Source organism: Actinopolyspora xinjiangensis, assembly GCF_900104475.1.
Classification (GTDB): Bacteria; Actinomycetota; Actinomycetes; order Mycobacteriales; family Pseudonocardiaceae; genus Actinopolyspora; species Actinopolyspora xinjiangensis.
Map to the genome: position 1 here is coordinate 396,644 of NZ_FNJR01000004.1, position 18,246 is coordinate 414,889.

Sequence of the window (18,246 nt, forward strand, 5' to 3'; positions counted from 1 at the left end):
TGTCCGGTTCGTTGGGGTATCCGGTCGGTTTCCGGCTACCACGTGTGCTGGTGTCGAAGGCCTGTTCCGCGACCCGCGCGGTACGGGGAACGTGCCGACGCGGAAACGGTGTCAGCCGTCCCGCACCTGCCGATCGCTGAACCGATTCGATCGGACCGCCGAACAAGCTCCGAGAGGTGGCAACGAGTCTATGGGCAGCGGTCACGAGCGCCGACGGGTGGTCACACCCGGGCATCGAGATCGTTTCGGGCCGGTTCGCACGCCGCCGTGCCGCCCCGGTGGGCCCTCGTGTCTGCCACAATTTGGCCGGTCCGCTCCACACGACGGCTCGAGCCGCACGTGCGAACCGGTCCGGCGCGGACGGCGAGGTGCCGCGCACGATGCTGGAGGCGTGAAAACCGGTGTCCTTCCTCATCCGGGTCCAGGTTCCGGACCGTCCCGGCACGCTCGGGTCGGTGGCTAGCGCACTTGGCGAGATCGGGGCCGACATCCTCAGTGTGGACGTGGTCGAGCGCAGCAGCGAGGCCGCGATCGACGACCTCATCGTCGAGCTGCCGTCGGGCAGACTGCCGGACGTGCTGATCACGGCCGCCGAGTCGGTGGAGGGCGTGCGGGTGGACGCGGTGCGTCCCTATGCCGGGATACTGGACACCCACCGCGAGCTGGAACTGGTCGAGGAGATCGCCGCCGAACCGGCGCGGGGGCTGCAGCTGTTCGCCGAGGGCGTCCCCAGGATCATCCGCTCCGGCTGGGCGATGATCTTCGGAAACCGCGCGGGCGGGGCAGAACACCTGGCCGCCAGCACCTCGGCGCCGGAGGACGAACACCTGCGTCTGCCGTGGATGCCGTTACCCAGGGCGACAGTGCTGGACGGGGACGACTCCTGGGTGCCCGACACCTGGAGGGAGCTGGCGACCGAACTGGCCGCCACCCCGATAGGCAAGCCGGACCTGGTGCTGCTGGCGGGCAGACCGGGTGGGCCGGTGTTCCGCACCTCAGAGGTCGCCCGGCTGGCACACCTGGCGGGCATCGTCTCGGTGGTGCTGGACAGCTGAGGCCCGCGACCGGTTCCCGCGCGTTCGAAGGGGATCGTGCCCGACGGTCCACCTCACCGTGGAGATCTCACCGCCGGATGCGCAGGGCGAAGGCGAGCAGGCACACCCCGGGGACCGGCTGCCAGTCGTCCTCGGGGACCCGGTGGAATCCCATCCGGCGGTACAGCCCGTGGGCGACCGCCATCGAGCTGTCGCTGTACAGCACGACCCGCTCCCAGCCTTCCGAACCGGCGAGGTCGAGCACCCGACCGACCAGTGCTCTGCCGATCCCGTCCCCGGCCGCTTCCGGAGCCACGGCCAGCATCCGGAACTCCAGGTCACCGGGGCGCGCGAGCTCGGTGTACTCGCCGCCGTGGCGCGCCACCGTGACCGTGCCGCACACCTCCTCGCCGCGGGCAGCCACCAGCAGCTCCGCCTTGGCGGCACGATCGGCGGCATCACGCAGCACCGGAAGGTAGTGGGTATTGTCGGGGGCGATGTGTCCGCCCGCCAGGTAGGCCCGCGCCGTCAGCTCGCCGACGGTGTCGAACTCGGTGGGCAGCGCCCGCCTGATGGTCACGGTTTCCACGCGTCCGATATTACTGTCGGCCACGAGCGTCGCTCGCCGGCACGCCCCTCACCGCTCGGGTGCCAACGCGGCGTCGGCCGCCGCCTCCGGGCCCTGGTCCAGCAGCACCCGGAAACCCTCCTCGTCCAGCACGGGCACCCCCAGTTGTACGGCCTTGTCGTACTTGGAGCCGGGGGAGTCCCCCACCACGACGAAAGCGGTCTTCTTGGAGACGGAACCGGCGGCGCGCCCGCCCCGGTTCATGATCATCTCTTTTGACTCGTCGCGCGAGTAGGTGGGCAGCGAACCGGTCACCACGATCGACAGCCCCTCCAGATTCCGGGGGACGGAGTCGTCGCGCTCGTCAGCCATCCGCACCCCGGCGGCGCGCCACTTCTCCACCACTTCCCGGTGCCAGTCGACGGCGAACCACTCCCGCACCGCGTTGGCGATGGTTGGACCCACGCCGTCCACGGCGGCCAGGTCCTCCTCCGCCGCCGCCTCGACGGCGTCGACGGAACCGAACTCGCGGGCCAGCGCCTGCGCGGCGGTGGGACCGACGAACCGGATGGACAGCGCGACCAGCACTCTCCAGAGCGGCTGCTGCTTGGCGGACTCGAGATTGGTGAGCAGCTTGCCACCGTTGACCGTCAGACTGCCGTCCTTGGCCCGGAACTGCTCGGTGCGCAGCAGCTTCTCCTCGTCGAGGTGGAAAACGTCCCCCTCGTCGGCGACGACTCCCGCTTCCAGCAGCGCCGAGGCGGACTCGTAACCGAGCACCTCGATGTCGAACGCCCCTCGGCCGGCCATGTGGAACAGCCGCTCGCGAAGCTGCGCCGGGCAGGAACGCGCGTTGGGGCACCGGATGTCGACGTCGCTCTCCTTCTGCCGGTACAGCTCCCAGCCGCACTCCGGACAGGTGTCCGGCATCACGAACTCGTACTCGTCGCCGTCGCGGGCGTCGACCACCGGCCCGAGCACCTCCGGGATGACGTCTCCGGCCTTGCGGATGACGACCCGGTCACCGACCAGCACCCCCTTGCGGCGCACCTCGTCGGAGTTGTGCAGCGTCGCCATCGACACGGTGGAGCCCGCCACCTTCACCGGCTTCATCACCGCGAACGGGGTCACCCTGCCGGTCCTGCCGACGTTGACCCGGATGTCCACGAGTTCCGTGGTGGCCTGCTCGGGCGGGTACTTGTAGGCGATGGACCAGCGCGGCGCCCGGGAGGTCGTGCCGAGCCTGCGCTGCAGGGCCACGTCGTCGACCTTGATCACGATGCCGTCGATCTCGTGGTCCGCGTCGTGCCGGTGCTCCCCCCAGTAGCGAACGTGCTCGACCAGCTGGTCGAGCGAGGAGAGCACCACGGTGTGCTCGGAGACGGGAAGCCCCCAGGTACGCAGCGCCTCGTAGGAGGCCGACTGGGTGGGGGGCTCGAAGCCGTCGCGCCTGCCGAGACCGTGGCAGATCAGCCGGAGCGGGCGCTGTTTGCTGATGCGCGGGTCCTTCTGCCGCAGCGAGCCCGCGGCACCGTTCCTCGGATTGGCGAACGCCGTTTTGCCCGCCTCCACCAGCGAGGCGTTGAGCTCGGAGAACTCGTCGAGCCGGAAGTAGACCTCGCCCCTGATCTCGACCAGTTCCGGGACCGGGTACTCCACGCTGCCGCTCAGTCGGTCCGGCACGTCTCGCATGGTGCGCACGTTGAGCGTGACGTCCTCACCGGTCCTGCCATCCCCCCGGGTCAGGGCCCGTTCCAGTCGGCCGTTCCGGTAGACCAGGTTGATCGCCAACCCGTCGATCTTGGGTTCGCAGAGGAACTCGGGCTCGGTCTCGGTCTCCCGCTGGACGCGGTGTACCCAGGTCGTCAGCTCCGGGACGTCGAAGGCGTTGTCCAGGCTCAGCATCCGCTCCAGGTGATCGACGGCGGTGAACTCCGTCGAGAAGGTTCCGCCGACCTGCTGGGTGGGTGAGTCCGGAGCACGCAGCGCGGGATGCTCCTCCTCCAGCCGCTGCAACTCCACGAACAGCTCGTCGAACTCGCCGTCGGTGATCACCGGGGAATCGAGTACGTAGTACCGGAACTGGTGGAACCGGACCCGCTCCACCAGCTCGTCGTACCGGTTCCTGGTCTCGCGCGGGACGTCCTCCAGCCCCTCGGCCTCCTCACCGCCCGCCGGTTCCCCCGACATCTCCCCTGCGGCGTGGATCGACGGTTCCTCGTCCCGCGAAACGGCATCCGGTGCGGCGCCCTGCGTGTGTTCCCTGGTCACGTCCCGAGACTAACCAGCGCCTCCGACAACGGCGCGTTCGACCGGTTACCGGTGCCCCCGCTCGGTGTCGGGGGGCTCGGTGCCTTCGGTGTCGAAGACGCGAACCCGGTCGCGGAAGGCGACCAGATCGACCGCGTTCTCGGGCAGCCGCTCGGCGGTCTCCACCCGGCCGATCCGATCGGCCGCCAACTTCTCCCCCAGTGCGGCGTGCAGCGGCAGGAAGGTCAGCGCCTCCCGCTCGTTGCCCGCCAGCTCGGCGAAACCGGGGTGGTAGACCGCGACGTCGACCAGGTGCCTGGCTTCGTCGAACCGCGCCGAGACGCGCACTTCCTCCAACGGGTAGCGCCGACCGCCCAGGTTGACGGTCACTTCCCTCGGATCGGGGACCGGTGGTACCGCATCGTGGTATTCCCAGAGGGAGTCCGGGGCTGGTGCGGCCGCCCGCCACGCGTCGGTGTAGACCCGCAACCGGGGGTCGGCCTGGGCGGTGATCACCAACGCGTAGATGGCCTCACGACCCCGCTCGATCGAGAAGTGCAGCCCGGGGTGCAGCAGCGCGACGGCCTCCGCGATCTGGTGGTCGACCCGCTGCGGGACCCCGTCACCGAGCGCCGATCCCACTTGCGGCAGCAGTTCCTCCCAGCGTCGCCAGAACAGCTCCGCTCGCCGCGCGGCCTCGGTGGACTCGTCGTGGCCGGTCGAGCTCGCCGCCGAACCGGTCCGCCGCCCGAACCCGAGCAGTCGACGCAGCAATCCCATCAAGCTCTCCATCCTGCCGAACCGTCGAGCAGCGAGCCGTCCCGGCGGACGTCCGGATCGGCGGTAGCGCTCCGATGCGCCTCTACCACCGGGCAGGTCAGAAACTGTCCCGCGAACCAATCAGGCCCCGGTACGCATCCCGTGACGCGGGCCACCAACGCCAACATGAGCGGCACCCGATCCGCCTCGTGCCAGGGTAGTCCGGCACGCAGCGGCTCCAGGTCGTCCGGCCGGGTACCGATCCGGTACTCCGGCAGCACGGCCTCGAAGCGAGTGCGCACCTCACCGTTCACAGCGTGTGAGAACCCGCCGCGACCACCGATGTCCCAGTGCACCGAGACCAGTCGCGTGCCGGTGCTGGCGGCTGCCAGCGCCTCTGGGCGGGTCCCCTCGAAACGGCTCTCCTCCGCGACGAGCGTCCATTCCCCCAACCTGCGGAGGCCGATCAGGGACTGCTTGTCAGCACAGGCGAAGGCTTCCTCGCAGAACTCCTCGAAGTTCCAGTGCCTCCCTCGTGTCGGGTCTGCCCCGAAAGCCCGCGCCACGCGATAGGTATCGGTCCCCCGAACCAGAGTCAGGCATCCCGCGTCCCGCACGGCGCTGTCGTGGATCCAACCGTGACGCCCCACTTCCGAACTCCCGCTGTCCACGGGGAGTTCCTATCACCATCGGTGCGTTCCGCGTGGCGATTCGAGCGAATCGGTGTCGGGCCGGGACGGGCTCCCGGCCCGCTCGTCCTCGTCCGGATCAGCTGTTTCCGGCCACCCACTCGCTCCACGGGATCTGCCAGTCACCGAAGCCGTCCCAGGCCGCCAGCTCCCCTCCCTTCGAGTTGGTCACCTCGACGACATCACCCTTCTTGACCAGGTCGTAGACCCACTTCGCGTCGGCCGTGCTCATGTTGATGCAGCCGTGGCTGACGTTGCGCTCGCCCTGGTCACCGACCGACCAGGGAGCGGCGTGCAGGAACTCACCACCGTTGGAGATCCGCACGGCCCAGTCGACCCTGGTGCGATAACCGCCCTCGTCGAGCCCCAGCCCGTAGGTGGTCGAGTCCATCAGGTAGTCCTCGTGCTTGCGCATCACCACGTGCGTGCCGTTGTGCGAGGGATAGGAGGGGCGTCCCAGTGAAACCGGGATCGTTCGCTTGACCTCGCCGTTGACCGTGACCTCCATCTGGTGGCTGGCGGCGTCCGCTCGCAGGATCACCTCGTCACCGATGTGCACGGTGGCGCTGCGGTCGGACTTGCCGTACACCCCGTTGCCGAGATCCTTGCCGTAGACGTCGACGTTGATGTCGATCTCGGTCCCGGGGTCCCAGTACTCCTCGGGACGCCAGTGGACCTCGCGGTCGTTGAACCAGTAGAACTCACCCTTGACGGCGGGGTCCGTGGTGATCTCGATGGCCTGCTCGGCCCGCTTCTTCTCGGGCGCGGGGGCGTCCTCGCTGAAGTAGAAGGCCAGGGGTTGTCCGACGCCCACGGTTTGGCCGTCCAGGGGATTCATGGACACGTAGGTGAGGCTCTCCGGTGTCAGCGTGGTGAACCGGGAGCGCTCGGTCAGCCGCTCGCCGTCGGCCCCTTCGGCCATGGCCACCACCTCGTAGGTCTTGCCGTAGCCGAGCGGCTCCCCGATCGACCAGCGGCTGCCCTCCTCGGTGATCGACCCCTCCACCTTCTCACCGGAGGAGTTGGTCATCACCACCTCGGTGAAAGTGGCGTTCTTGGCCCGGGCGCCGATCTCTCCCACCGGGGAGACGTTCGAGGCATCCGGTTCGGGGGTGAACTCGATCGCGGGCGGACCACTCCGGGGCGGCTCGGAGCTCCCGGAGTCCGGAATGTGACCACCGCCACTCGGTCCGGCTCCGCATCCTGCTATCAACAACGCGACCAGGCACAGCAGGGTCGCCCCCAGACTCCGCCGCGGGGAAACCATGGAGCCCCCGGAAGAGTGATTCAACAGTTTCATCCGTGGTATTCCGTTCAACTCGACTCGCCATTCCCCACAGTCGTGTCCCCCACAAGTCCGAGGTTCACCTGAGCCGCCCGGAGCGGGCGACCAGAGCGTGAGTCCGCACAACTGTCACCCAGGGTGACGCCCCCTCCCCCGAAAGGGTTGTCGTCGCGATGCAGCCGTAGTACTTCCGTAACCTCGGCCGAACATCGGGCGCGGTGGTCACCGCGACCCCCTCCTCCGGAGTGGCCTCGACGCAGGACGCACGAAACCCCGCACCCCGACACGGGAAGCCACGTGCGGCCCCCGGAGGTCCTCACGCAGCGGTCACCCCCCAAGATCGCGGAACGCGAGACGAAACCGCAGCGCACAGCTCTCAACCCCACATGGTGACCCCCCCTCGAATCACACCCCGACAACCGTGCTAAAGTTTATGTTGTCGCTGACGCGAGAGGGAAAAATCAAGCGGGGCGGAAAAATTCAACACGGCAGCGCGCCAATAGCTCAAGCGGCAGAGCAACTGACTCTTAATCAGTGGGTTCGGGGTTCGAGTCCCTGTTGGCGCACCGAAGCCCCAAGCCAGCAGGCTTGGGGTTTTTTCGTGTCGAGAGCATTCCCAACCGGGATCCAACCGAAACGAGGCTGATTACATACCAGCCAGAATATCGAGCGCTTCCACAGCCGAACGATTCGTCACCCGACTGGAATCCTCTCCTGCGCCGAACGGAGTGCGAAACTCCGAGCACACGTAGAATCCACGGGGAGTGAACAGTCGACGGCGACCGCGGCCGGGAGCGTGATCCGTGACGATGGCCCCCACCGGTGACACTCCTCCTTCCGGTGACGAGTACGACCACCGCGAACGGTCCCGCGTGCCGGAGGCGAGCTGGCGCGATCTCGCGGGCTGGTACCCCTGGATCACACCGGTGCTGGGACTGCTGGTCGTGGCGGCGGGGATCAACGTGTTCGCCGAACTCGCGGAGCAGGTGTACGAACACGGCGCGATCCTCGGCCTGGACCGGCGATTGCTGGAACTGGTCGCCGAACTGCGTACCCCCGCCGTGGTGGCTGCGTTCAACGTCATCACTTACCTGGGGGAAGGGGCGGTGGTGTTCTCCCTCGCGGTCATCTCGGCGGGATGGCTGGGCATGACCACCCGTCGTTGGGGTGAACCGCTGTTGCTGCTCCTGACCTCCGTGGGAACCGCGCTGACGGTTTTCCTGATCAAACTCACGATCGCGCGACCGAGACCCATCCCGGCCCCCAACGCCGCGACCGAGGACAGCTTCGCCTTCCCCTCCGGGCACTCGGCCCATTCCGCGGCGGTCTACCTGATGCTCGCGATTCTGCTGTTCGGGCTGCTGCGGAGCCGTTGGTCACGCCTCGGGATCGTGGGGCTGGGAGTACTGCTGGTGCTGGTTACCGGCTTCTCCAGACTAGTACTGGGCGTGCACTCCCCCTCCGACATCGTGGCCGGTTGGATTCTCGGGGCGGTTTTCACGATCGGGCTCGTCAGCCTGCACAGCCTCTCCTCGCGCCTCGCACCGATTCGGACCCGACTGGTGGAACGAGCGAAACGAGGCGCGGCTGGAACCGACCGGAACTCCACCGCGACGAACCGGAGGACCGAAGGCTGAACACTTCCGGCACCACCGGGCCCCCGCGCCCCAGGAATTCCCGAGGTGAGAGCTCACTCCCGCTTCGGCGGCAGGGGCAGGAAACCGCTGGTCCGCCGGACGTAGGCCGCGTAGTCCGGCCTTCGTCGGGCGATGTCGCGTTCCAGCAGCGGCTTCCCGGTCCCGTTGGCCAACAGCCAGGTCATCAGCACCGGCGACAGGAGGGTGGCCGCACCGGCCGGTTGGTGGCAGGCGATCGCGTAAAGCCCCCACCACACGCACGCGTCACCGAAGTAGTTCGGATGACGCGTGTAGCGCCACAACCCCGTCCGAAGCACCTCGCCCACGTTCTCCGGCCGAGAGCGGAACCTGCGCAGCTGCTCGTCACCGACGGTTTCGAACACGAAACCCAGCAGCCACACGCAGATTCCCACCCAGACCGCCACCCCTGAAGCAGGATGCTGTCCGGCACCGCCGAACTGGGCGAACTGCACGGGCAACGCGACGAACCACATCACCAGGGCCTGGGTGAGATAGACCCGGAAGTACATCCGGCCCGCCGGGAACCGGCGTGCCTTGGCCGCCATCTCCCGGTAGCGGGGGTCCTCCGGCTTCCCGCGATTGCGCAGGTGCAGGTGCAGCGCCAGCCGACCCCCCCACACCACTGTGAGGATCGTGGCGAGCCAACCGGGGCCACCGGAAGGGACGGCACCGGCGAACCCGGCGCGCACCAGCATCAGTGAGCAGACCGCGATCAGTGCGAAACCGACTCCCCAGGCGGTGTCGATGGTGTCGTAACGGCCGCGCCGCCGAGCTACCAGGAACGTGACGGTGACCGTGGCCCAAGCCACCACCGAACCGAGCCCGACCACCCCGGCCACGGTTCCCGGATTCACCGAGGCACCTCGGGCAACGCGGGAACACCGTCGTCGACGGCGCCGTCCCCGCGGGGAAGCACGCCGAGGATCTGGTGCACTCCCATCCGGTTCTCCTCGAAGGCCAGGCTCCCGCCCGCCAGGTACAACCACCACACCCTCGCCCGCTCGGTACCGGCCGACAAGACCACCTCGTCCCAGTTGCGCAGCAGGGAGGCCAACCATGCACGAACCGTGTGCACGTAGTGCTCGCGCATCGCCTGGACGTCGCGGACCTCGAACCCGGCACGTTCCAACTTCCACACCGTCGTGCCGACGGGAACCATGTTCATGTCCGGCGCTATGTAGGACTCGATGAAGGCGCCACCACCGGGGGCCGAATCGCCACGCGACATCTGCTGCAACAGCAGCGTGCCACCGGGCCGGAGCATCCGACGCAGGGTGGCGAGGAAGTCCGGGTAGTTCGCCCTACCCACGTGCTCGCCCATCTCCACCGAGGCCACCGCGTCGTACCCGCCTGTCCGGGGCGTGGTCAGCTCACGGTAGTCGCACAACCGGACGTCGACCAGCTCCTCCAGCCCCAGTTCGCGGGCACGTCGTCGGACGTGGTCCGCCTGCTGCCGCGACAGCGTCACTCCAGTGGCGAGGACACCGTGGTGCTCGGCCGCGTAGAGCAGCAGGGAACCCCAGCCACACCCCACGTCGAGCAGTCTGCCACCTCGGTCCAGACCGAGCTTGCGGCAGATCAGGTCGAGCTTGGCCTCCTGCGCCGAAGCCAGCGTGCGCTCCACCCCGTCGTTCGGCCAGTATCCGCACGAATAGGCCATCCTGGGATCCAGCAACAAGCCGTAGAACTCGTTGCCGAGATCGTAGTGGTGCGAGACGACCTCGGAGTCGCGCCGTCTGCTGTGCGGCCTGCCGGTCAGGCGGGCCTCGCAGTCGGGTGGTGCCGGACGGGGGCCCACCGCCCCCAGCATCGCGACGTCGCGGAGGAACCCCCACCACCGCACCGGGTCGAACCCGGGGAGGGTGACACCTTCACGGCGTGCGAGAGCCCAACAGCGCCGCAGCGCCTCGGTGAGGTCTCCGCGCACGTCCAGATCACCGGTCACGAACGCCCTGGCCAACCCCAGCTCTCCCGGACGATGGAGCACGTGCCGCAACGCGCGCTTGCTCCGCAGCAGAACTCGCGGTGTCGCCCCGGTCCCGTACTCGCTGCCGTCCCACGCGCTGATGCCCAGTGGAGGATCGACACCGAGCATCCGCTCGACCAGCGCCGCTACCTCCTCGGCCACTCCCCCGTGAGACGTGCCGCTCCGCCGCCACGACCGGAATCCACGTGGCGGGCGGAATCGTTCGAACAACCGAGGGGTAGGCGCTCCGCGACCCGATTCCCGGAACCGCCCGCCGGAACCTCTTCGAACTCGTAGCATCCGACCTCCCACAGGACCCTCGTGGCCCGCCATCACCGACGCGGACCACCATCAGAACAACCACTTTCCGTCCTTCGGTGCCGAAAGCGGAGGGGACTGCCCAACACGACTGAGTGTGCGCACCGCCACACCGACCAGCCCCGGAAGCACTCGGTTCCGAATCAGGGGTATGCGTGATCACGAGGCGGTGGAGCGAGTGCTCAGCAGAGACAGGAGGCCGAGGGCCGTGCTGCGCGGCATCCGGCCTTCGCCCGAGGCCGACGTCGCGGTACTGGTGGTGCACGGTGGCCGTTCTCGCAGTGCGGAACCGATGCGTCCCTGGCGACTGGCGTACCTGCGCATGTGGTGGCTGGCACGGCGTCTCGGCCGCGAACGCGGCGGCACGGCGGTGTGGCTGCTGCGGAACCGGCTGCGCGGGTGGAACGAGCCGGAACGAGATCCGGTCGTCGACGCGCGCTGGGCCTTACGGGAGATCCGACGACGCCTGCCACGGGCCAGGATCGTGCTGGTGGGGCACTCGATGGGCGCTCGGGCCTGCCTGCTGTTGGCGGACGAACCCGGCGTGCGCGACGTGTGCGCGTTGTCGCCGTGGATCGAACCGTCCGATCCGGTGGAACAGCTCGCCGGAACCGAGGTGCTCATCGTGCACGGCGACCACGACGGAGTGACGTCACCACACGCTTCCGCCGAGTACGCGCGGCGGGCCGACCGCGCTGGACACGCGGCACGGTACCGGGTGGTCCCCGGAAGTGGGCACGCGATGCTGCGACGCCATCGGGAATGGACCCGGCTGGCCCGCGAATTCGTCGCGGAGATCCGTGACAGCGCGGGGGAGCACCAGTCGTCCGGGGTGAAGACCCACCTCGGGGACCAGTCGTGAGCGCGGGATCCGAACGCCCGCGAGTAGCCGTCATCGGCTCCGGGGTTTCCGGGCTGACCGCCGCGTACCTGCTGCGGCGACGCTACGAGGTGACGCTGTTCGAGGCGGCCGACCGACTGGGCGGCAACGCCCACACCCACAGCGTGCACACCGCCGACGGCCGGGACGTAGCCGTCGACAGCGGTTTCATCGTGCACAACGAGCGCACCTACCCTCAGTTGACCCGGCTGTTCGACGAACTCGGCGTCGCGACCCGCCCAACCGAGATGTCGATGAGCGTGCGCTGCGAAGGCTGCGGGCTGGAGTACGCCGGTGCCAAACGACTGCGTGGCCTGTTCGCCCGGCCCGGCAACGCGGGCAACCCTCGGTACCTGGGCCTGCTCGCGCAGGTGTCGCGGTTCCACCACCTCGCGAACTCGCTGCTGGACACACCCGCCGAGGACGAGTCGCTGCCCACGCTGGCCACCTTCCTGCGGCGGGGACGCTTCTCGGAGTACTTCATCAACCACTTCGCGCTCCCCCTCGTCTCCGCGGTCTGGTCGGCCGACGGGATCAGCAGTGGCCGGTACCCGGCGCGCTACCTGTTCCGGTTCCTGCGAAACCACGGAATGCTGAGCGTGCGGGGGTCACCGAGCTGGCGCTTCATCCCCGGCGGAGCCCGCGAGTACGTCGAACGCGTCGCGAACAGGCTGCACGCGGTACGCCGCTCCACGCCGATCAGGACGGTGCTGCGCTCCGCCGAAGGAGTGTCCCTGTGGGACGAGGCGGGACACCGACACCAAGCACGGCACGCGGTACTGGCCTGCCCCGCCGACACGGCGCTGGGGATGCTCGACGCTCCGGAGCCCGCGGAGAAGGAGCTGCTCGGCGCGTTCGGCTACAGCGAGAACGAGGCCTGGCTGCACACCGACTCCGCCGTGTTGCCACACGACCGGGCCGCCCGGGCCAGTTGGAACTACACGATGCCCTCGTGCGGACGGACCGGAAACGGGGTGCGGATCAGCTACCACATGAACCGGCTGATGCGACTGGCGGAGCCGAAGGACTACCTCGTGACGCTGAACGCGGGTGAGCGGATCCGTTCCGACAGCGTGCTGGCGCGCATGACCTACCGACATCCCATCTACACCCCGGAGGCCGTGGCCGCGCAACGACGGTTGGACGAGATCGGCGACCACCGCATCAGGTTCGCGGGTGCCTACCAGGGCTGGGGATTCCACGAGGACGGCTGCGTCTCCGGTGTGCGCGCGGCGGCGGCGTTGGGCGCGGGGTGGTGAGACGGATGCGCATCTCATCGACGGCCGCGCTGTACGACGTGACGGTCGGCCACACCAGGCACACCGAACCGAGCAGCGGGTTCCGGCACCGCCTCTACACCTGGCTGGTGGATCTGGACGAGCTACCCGTGCTGCCGCGACCGCTCCGCCCGTTCGCACGTTTCGAGGCGCGGGACCACCTCGGTTCACCGCGGCGGTCCATCCGGGCCAATCTGGACAGTTGGCTCTCCGGGAGAGGAGTGGACCTGGGGGGCGGCCGGGTTCTGATGCTGGCCCACGCGAGAGTGCTCGGTTACGTGTTCAACCCGGTCACGTTCTACTGGTGCCACCGTCCCGACGGGGTGCTGGAGTGCGTGGTGGCCGAGGTGCACAACACCTACGGTGAACGGCACTGCTACCTGCTGCGACCTGATGAACTGGGCCGCGCCACGACGACCAAACGGTTCCACGTCTCCCCGTTCCTGCCGCTCCGGGGGAGTTACGAGATGCGGCTGGACTGTCCGGGCGAGCGGGTGGACGTGTGGATCCGGTTGCGCGACGAAGCGGGCGAGCCGTTGTTGACCGCGGAGATGCGCGGTCACCGCGTACCGGCGAAACCACGACGACTGCTGCGGATGCTGCTGCGCAGGCCTCTGGTGCCCCAGCGCGTGGCGGCCCTCATCCGCGCACACGGCGTCTCGCTGTGGCTGCGGGGCGCATCACCGAGCCCACACACTCCCCACGTCCACCAGGAAGGTGTCCGATGACAACCGCCATGTCGCTAGCCGCCTCCTCCGGCGTCGCGGTCTGGGACGCCGTGGGGGAACCGCCTCGTTCCCCCGTGCGTGCCGCCGCAGCCGAACGCCTGTTCCGACACGCGGTACGTGACCTGCCCGTGAGAGTGGTGCTGGCGGGTGGCGAACGTCTGGGAGCGGGCGGTGACGAGGCGCCGCTGATGCGTATTCTCGCTCCCGAAGCGTTCTTCCACCGGTTGGGCGTGGACGCCAAGATCGGCTTCGGCGAGTCCTACATGATCGGCGAGTGGGACAGTCCCGACCCCGCCGCCCTGCTGACCCCGTTCGCGCGGCGGCTGCCCGTACTGGTACCTCGCCCACTGCAGTACCTGCGCCGCTGGGTGGACGCCGCCAGACCGGAGGACGAGCGCAACACCCCGGCGGGAGCCGGACGCAACGTACGACGGCACTACGACCTGTCCAACGAGGTCTTCGCCACTTTCCTGGACGAGACGATGACCTACTCGGCCGGGTTGTTCCGTCCGGGAATCACGGAGCTGGCCACCGCGCAGCGGTGCAAACTCGACCGGGCACTCGACGTCGCGGGCGTGGGCGAAGGGACCCGGCTGCTGGAGATCGGCAGCGGTTGGGGATCGCTGGCGATCCGAGCGGCCGAACGCGGCGCGCGAGTCACCACGCTGACGCTCTCGGAGCAGCAGCTGAATCTCGCCCGGGAGCGGATCGAGCGGGCGGGGGTGGCGGACCGCGTCGACGTCGAGCAGCGCGACTACCGGCACGCGACGGGGGAGTTCGACGCGGTCGTCAGTATCGAGATGATCGAAGCGGTAGGTGCCGAGTACTGGAGCGAGTTCTTCGCGACGCTCGACCGGCTGCTGGTACCCGGCGGCCGTGCGCTCGTCCAGGCGATCACTATGCCGCACGAACGGATGCTGGCCACCCGTGGTTCCCACACCTGGATCCACAGGTACATCTTCCCCGGCGGCCAGTTGCCCTCGACTCGCGCCATCGAGCGAATCGTGTCGGAACACACCGGCCTTCAGCTCTCAGAGCGACACGCTTTCGGGGACAGCTATGCCGAAACCCTGCGCCGATGGCGCGCGGAGTTCACTCGGCAACACGAACGCATCGCCCAGCTCGGCTTCAACGAGCGGTTCCGGCGCATGTGGGAGTTCTATCTGGCATACAGTGAGGCCGGGTTCCGCGCACGCTATCTGGACGTGTGGCAGTTCGCCCTCACCAAATCCACCGCCGACGGTGCCCGCCAGCGCGGGTGACGCGCAGAAAGGAGCGGCGCGATGGACAAGCCCGTGGGGCACCGATCCGACCGGTGGCTGCGCGACTCCGAGCAGCTGGAGGAGGCTTCCGGCAACGAACACGACGCGGAGACCCTGCTGGCCGAGGTCGCCAAGGGGGACGAACGGGCCTTCGAGCGGCTCTACGATCTGATCTCCGGCTCGGTTCTCGGTCTGGTGCAACGCATCGTCCGGGACACGGCCCAGTCCGAGGAAGTGGCCCAGGAGGTTCTGGTGGAGGTCTGGCGCAGCGCCACCCACTATCGCTCCGGCAAGGGCAGCGTGCTCACCTGGGTGCTGACGCTGGCACACCGACGCGCGGTGGACCGGGTACGCTCCGCGCAGGCCGCCACCGACCGGGAGACCCGCGCCAACTCCCGGGAGCAGGGTCGGCCGTTCGACGAGGTGTCGGAAGCCGTGGCCTCCCGCTGGGAACAGCAGCAGGTACGCAGGTGCCTGTCCACGCTGACCGAGATCCAGCGGGAGTCGGTGCTGCTCACCTACTACCGCGGCTATACCTATCGGGAAGCGGCCGGCTTGCTGAGCACACCGGCGTCCACCCTGAAGACACGACTGCGTGACGGACTGATCCGACTCCGCGACTGCTTGGGGGTGGGCGGATGAACACCGACATGGCCACGCTGACCGGCGCCTACGTGTTGAACGCGCTGTCGGAGACCGAACGGGCCGCCTTCGAGCGGCACCTGGCCTCCTGCGCGGACTGCGCGGAGGAAGTCCGCCAGCTGGAGGAGACCGCCGCCCGCCTGGGACGGGCCACTGCCGTCGAGCCTCCCGAAGAGCTCAAACAGCGGGTGATGTCGGAGGTCTCGCGCACCAGGCAGGAGTCACCCTCGGTCGAGGAAGGCCGCCGGGGCCGCCGCGGCGGCAGGCGGAACCGACGCCCGTCATGGGGCACCCGGTTGACGGCCGCCGCGGCGATAGTCGGGATCGTGCTCGCCGCCGGGTTCGGCGCGCTGGCCTGGCGAACGCAGCAACAGCTGGAGCGGGCACGCGCGGACCGCGACGCCGCGATCGAGCAACTGATGCGGGCACCCGACGCCAAGATGGCCACCACCAGTTCACGAGGTATGGAGGCCGTCACGGTGATGTCCAGACGCATGGACAAGGTCATGTTTCTGGGGTCCGGTATGGCGCCTGCACCACCGCGACGCGGCTACCAGCTCTGGTTCCTCGGCGAGTACGGTGCCAAGTCGGCGGGCATGCTCCGCCAGGACCCCAGCGGAAACATGTCGGCGATGGTCACCGAGGTTCCGCCGAGGACCCGGGCCATGGGCATCACCGTGGAACCGGCGGGAGGCAGCGAACAGCCGACCACGGAACCACTCATCCGGATGGGCATGCCCACCTGATCGGGGCTTCCGGTTCGGTTCTCGGGGGCCGGCTAGACCGAGCTCCCGGCGAGCAGCACGGCGCCCCTGTTCCGGGGGCGCCGCGTCCTGCCTCCGGACTCACGCGGAACCGATCAACACACCGCTCCGTTCGCCGCCGAGCCCACCAGTTTCGCGTACTTGCCCAGCACACCGCTCCGGTACTTCGGTTCCGGCGGTTGCCACTGCTGCCTGCGCCTTCGCAGTTCCTCCTCGGAGACCAGCAGATCAAGCTTCCGCTCAGACAGGTCGAGTCGAATCGGGTCACCGTCGGCGACGAGCGCGATCGGGCCACCGTCGGTGGCCTCCGGAGCGACGTGGCCGATGCACAACCCGGTGGTTCCGCCGGAGAACCTGCCGTCCGTCAACAGCAGCACGTCCTTGCCCAGTCCCGCTCCCTTGATGGCCCCGGTCACCGCGAGCATTTCACGCATCCCGGGACCGCCCCGGGGACCCTCGTAGCGGATGACCACCACGTCACCCGGGGTCAGCGTGTTGTGCTCCACCGCGTCCATGGCGGCCTGCTCACCGTCGAACACTCTGGCCGTACCCTCGAACCGCGCCGTGTCGAAACCCGCGCTCTTCACCACGGCCCCTTCCGGGGCCAGCGAACCCCGCAGCACCGTCAGTCCACCGGTGGGGTGGATCGGATCGGAGAGCTGGTGGATCACCGAACCGTCGAGTTCCGGCGGTTCGAGCTCGGCCAGGTTCTCGGCCACCGTACGGCCGGTCACGGTCAGGCAGTCGCCGTGGATGAGTCCCGCGTCCAGCAGGGCCTTCATCACGACGGGAACACCACCGATGCGGTCCACGGCCGTCATGACGTACTCGCCGAACGGCTTCACGTCCGCCAGATGCGGCGTGCGGTCACCCACTCGGTTGAAGTCCTCCAGGGTCAGCTCGACCCCCGCCTCGTTGGCTATGGCCAGCAGGTGGAGCACGGCGTTGGTGGAACCGCCGAAGGCCATGACCACGGCGATCGCGTTCTCGAAGGCTTCCTTCGTCAACACGTCGCGCGCGGTGATGCCCTTCTCCAGCATTCCCACCACGGCCTCACCCGCGGCCCTGGCACCGGCGTCACGCCGTCGGTCCACCGACGGCGGGCTGGCCGAGCCCGGCAGCGACATTCCCAGCGCCTCCGCCGCACAGGCCATCGTGTTCGCCGTGTACATGCCACCGCACGCCCCTTCACCGGGGCAGATGGCGCGTTCGATCCGATCGACCTCGGAACGGGGGATGAGTCCGCGCGAACAGGCTCCCACCGCCTCGAAGGCGTCGATGATCGTGACCTCGCGTCCGTCCACCTTGCCAGGCAGGATGGAACCGGCGTAGATGAACACCGAGGCGAGGTCCAGTCTCGCCGCCGCCATGAGCATGCCCGGTAGGCTCTTGTCACAGCCGGCCAGCAGCAGCGAGCCGTCGAGCCGCTCCGCCTGCATGACCGTTTCCACCGAGTCGGCGATCATCTCGCGGGAGACCAGCGAGTAGTGCATGCCCTCGTGGCCCATCGAGATACCGTCGGAAACCGAGATGGTGCCGAACTCCAGCGGGTAACCGTTGGCGGCGTGCACTCCGTCCTTGGCACTTCCCGCCAGTCGTTGCAGCGACAGGTTGCAGGGAGTGATCTCGTTCCAGGAAGAGGCTACGCCGATCTGCGGCTTCGCGAAGTCGCCGTCCTGCATACCGACGGCCCGCAGCATGCCACGCGCGGCGGCCCGCTCCAGACCGTCCGTGACCTCGTGGCTGCGGGGTTTGGGAGGCATCGGTCGGGAATTTCGTCCGGAATCCGGTTCCCCACCGAGCGTTGATTCCTTAGAACCGGTGTTTTCACTCACGGTTCGAGGATAAGCCCCTTCCGGGCCTCCCCCGACAACAGTCGACCCCGAACGGATTGTGGTGGTTGGTGTGTGGTTGTTCGATAGTTCGGGGGTGTCGGGGGGCTGGTTCGTGTCGGTTGTGTGGGTGGTGTCGTGGGTGGCGCCCCCCGGGTGGTGGTATGAGTGCGGCCCCACCCCCGTGTGGGGGTGGGGCCGGTGGGGGGTTGGGTCGGCGGTGTCCGTGTCTCCCACACCCGTGGGGGTGCAGTACCTGGGGCGCTGGAGGGCTTAGCTGCCGGGTTCGGGATGGGGTCCGGGCGTGTCTCCTCCGCTGTGGCCACCGACCCAA

At 68.6% G+C, this 18,246-nt stretch carries 16 protein-coding genes, 1 tRNA gene and 1 rRNA gene; 9 read left to right on the forward strand and 9 right to left on the reverse strand.

Annotated features, from left to right (window positions below):
* The first annotated feature begins 401 nt into the window (after positions 1-401).
* Positions 402-1,055: an ACT domain-containing protein gene (locus tag BLQ75_RS08810; RefSeq protein WP_092600424.1), complete on the forward strand. Its 654-nt coding sequence runs from the start codon at positions 402-404 to the stop codon at positions 1,053-1,055.
* 67 nt (positions 1,056-1,122) lie between these two features.
* Here BLQ75_RS08810 and BLQ75_RS08815 read toward each other — a convergent pair whose 3' ends face one another.
* The 5 genes from BLQ75_RS08815 to BLQ75_RS08835 all read right to left on the reverse strand — a co-directional run bounded on the left by BLQ75_RS08815 (position 1,123) and on the right by BLQ75_RS08835 (position 6,600).
* The gene (locus BLQ75_RS08815; RefSeq protein WP_092600426.1) at positions 1,123-1,623 is read right to left on the reverse strand and encodes a GNAT family N-acetyltransferase; all 501 of its coding nucleotides are present in this window, start codon (positions 1,621-1,623) and stop codon (positions 1,123-1,125) included.
* Positions 1,624-1,671: 48 nt separating this feature from the next.
* Positions 1,672-3,792 (reverse strand): NAD-dependent DNA ligase LigA, encoded by a 2,121-nt coding sequence (gene ligA / locus BLQ75_RS08820; RefSeq protein WP_092600566.1) that lies wholly within the window; start codon positions 3,790-3,792, stop codon positions 1,672-1,674.
* A 126-nt stretch (positions 3,793-3,918) separates the two neighbouring features.
* On the reverse strand, positions 3,919-4,632 hold the full coding sequence (locus tag BLQ75_RS08825; protein WP_092600428.1) for a hypothetical protein: 714 nt from the start codon (positions 4,630-4,632) through the stop codon (positions 3,919-3,921).
* Positions 4,632-5,282 carry a DUF6461 domain-containing protein gene (locus tag BLQ75_RS08830; RefSeq protein ID WP_092600430.1) on the reverse strand — a complete coding sequence of 217 codons (651 nt, stop codon included), beginning with the start codon at positions 5,280-5,282 and terminating at the stop codon, positions 4,632-4,634. The genes BLQ75_RS08825 and BLQ75_RS08830 overlap by 1 nt, the downstream gene beginning before the upstream one ends.
* Before the next feature lie 97 nt (positions 5,283-5,379).
* Positions 5,380-6,600: a L,D-transpeptidase gene (locus BLQ75_RS08835; protein WP_170837396.1), complete on the reverse strand. Its 1,221-nt coding sequence runs from the start codon at positions 6,598-6,600 to the stop codon at positions 5,380-5,382.
* A 478-nt stretch (positions 6,601-7,078) separates the two neighbouring features.
* Here BLQ75_RS08835 and BLQ75_RS08840 point away from each other — a divergent pair.
* A tRNA-Lys gene (locus BLQ75_RS08840) sits at positions 7,079-7,151 on the forward strand.
* A gap of 243 nt (positions 7,152-7,394) precedes the next feature.
* A complete protein-coding gene (locus BLQ75_RS08845) occupies positions 7,395-8,222 on the forward strand; it encodes a phosphatase PAP2 family protein (RefSeq protein WP_170837404.1) in 828 nt (275 codons plus the stop codon).
* A gap of 53 nt (positions 8,223-8,275) precedes the next feature.
* On the opposite strand, the gene BLQ75_RS08850 is transcribed toward BLQ75_RS08845, so the two are convergent.
* Positions 8,276-9,097 (reverse strand): DUF1295 domain-containing protein, encoded by an 822-nt coding sequence (locus tag BLQ75_RS08850; protein ID WP_244515349.1) that lies wholly within the window; start codon positions 9,095-9,097, stop codon positions 8,276-8,278.
* Positions 9,094-10,338: a class I SAM-dependent methyltransferase gene (locus BLQ75_RS08855; RefSeq protein WP_425286445.1), complete on the reverse strand. Its 1,245-nt coding sequence runs from the start codon at positions 10,336-10,338 to the stop codon at positions 9,094-9,096. Before BLQ75_RS08855 ends, BLQ75_RS08850 begins: the two co-directional genes overlap by 4 nt.
* Positions 10,339-10,678: 340 nt before the next feature.
* Between BLQ75_RS08855 and BLQ75_RS08860 the strand changes: the two genes are divergently transcribed.
* Genes BLQ75_RS08860 through BLQ75_RS08885 form a run of 6 tightly spaced genes read left to right on the forward strand, consistent with a single transcriptional unit; the run spans position 10,679 to position 16,062 of the window.
* Entirely contained in the window at positions 10,679-11,389 is a 711-nt protein-coding gene (locus BLQ75_RS08860) for an alpha/beta hydrolase (RefSeq protein WP_092600436.1), read from the forward strand.
* On the forward strand, positions 11,386-12,666 hold the full coding sequence (locus BLQ75_RS08865; protein WP_092600438.1) for an NAD(P)/FAD-dependent oxidoreductase: 1,281 nt from the start codon (positions 11,386-11,388) through the stop codon (positions 12,664-12,666). Before BLQ75_RS08860 ends, BLQ75_RS08865 begins: the two co-directional genes overlap by 4 nt.
* A 5-nt stretch (positions 12,667-12,671) precedes the next feature.
* Positions 12,672-13,412 (forward strand): DUF1365 domain-containing protein, encoded by a 741-nt coding sequence (locus BLQ75_RS08870; RefSeq protein ID WP_092600440.1) that lies wholly within the window; start codon positions 12,672-12,674, stop codon positions 13,410-13,412.
* On the forward strand, positions 13,409-14,674 hold the full coding sequence (locus BLQ75_RS08875; RefSeq protein ID WP_211481243.1) for an SAM-dependent methyltransferase: 1,266 nt from the start codon (positions 13,409-13,411) through the stop codon (positions 14,672-14,674). The genes BLQ75_RS08870 and BLQ75_RS08875 overlap by 4 nt, the downstream gene beginning before the upstream one ends.
* 21 nt (positions 14,675-14,695) lie before the next feature.
* Complete coding sequence (gene sigK, locus BLQ75_RS08880; RefSeq protein WP_092600444.1) at positions 14,696-15,316, forward strand: ECF RNA polymerase sigma factor SigK; 621 nt, start codon at positions 14,696-14,698, stop codon at positions 15,314-15,316.
* The gene (locus tag BLQ75_RS08885; RefSeq protein ID WP_092600572.1) at positions 15,313-16,062 is read left to right on the forward strand and encodes an anti-sigma factor; all 750 of its coding nucleotides are present in this window, start codon (positions 15,313-15,315) and stop codon (positions 16,060-16,062) included. Before sigK ends, BLQ75_RS08885 begins: the two co-directional genes overlap by 4 nt.
* A gap of 113 nt (positions 16,063-16,175) precedes the next feature.
* Here the strand turns inward: BLQ75_RS08885 and ilvD are convergent, their stop codons facing one another.
* Both ilvD and rrf read right to left on the reverse strand, forming a co-directional pair.
* Positions 16,176-17,843: a dihydroxy-acid dehydratase gene (ilvD, locus tag BLQ75_RS08890; protein WP_092600446.1), complete on the reverse strand. Its 1,668-nt coding sequence runs from the start codon at positions 17,841-17,843 to the stop codon at positions 16,176-16,178.
* A gap of 281 nt (positions 17,844-18,124) precedes the next feature.
* A 5S ribosomal RNA gene (gene rrf, locus BLQ75_RS08895) occupies positions 18,125-18,242 on the reverse strand.
* Between the last annotated feature and the right edge of the window lie 4 nt (positions 18,243-18,246).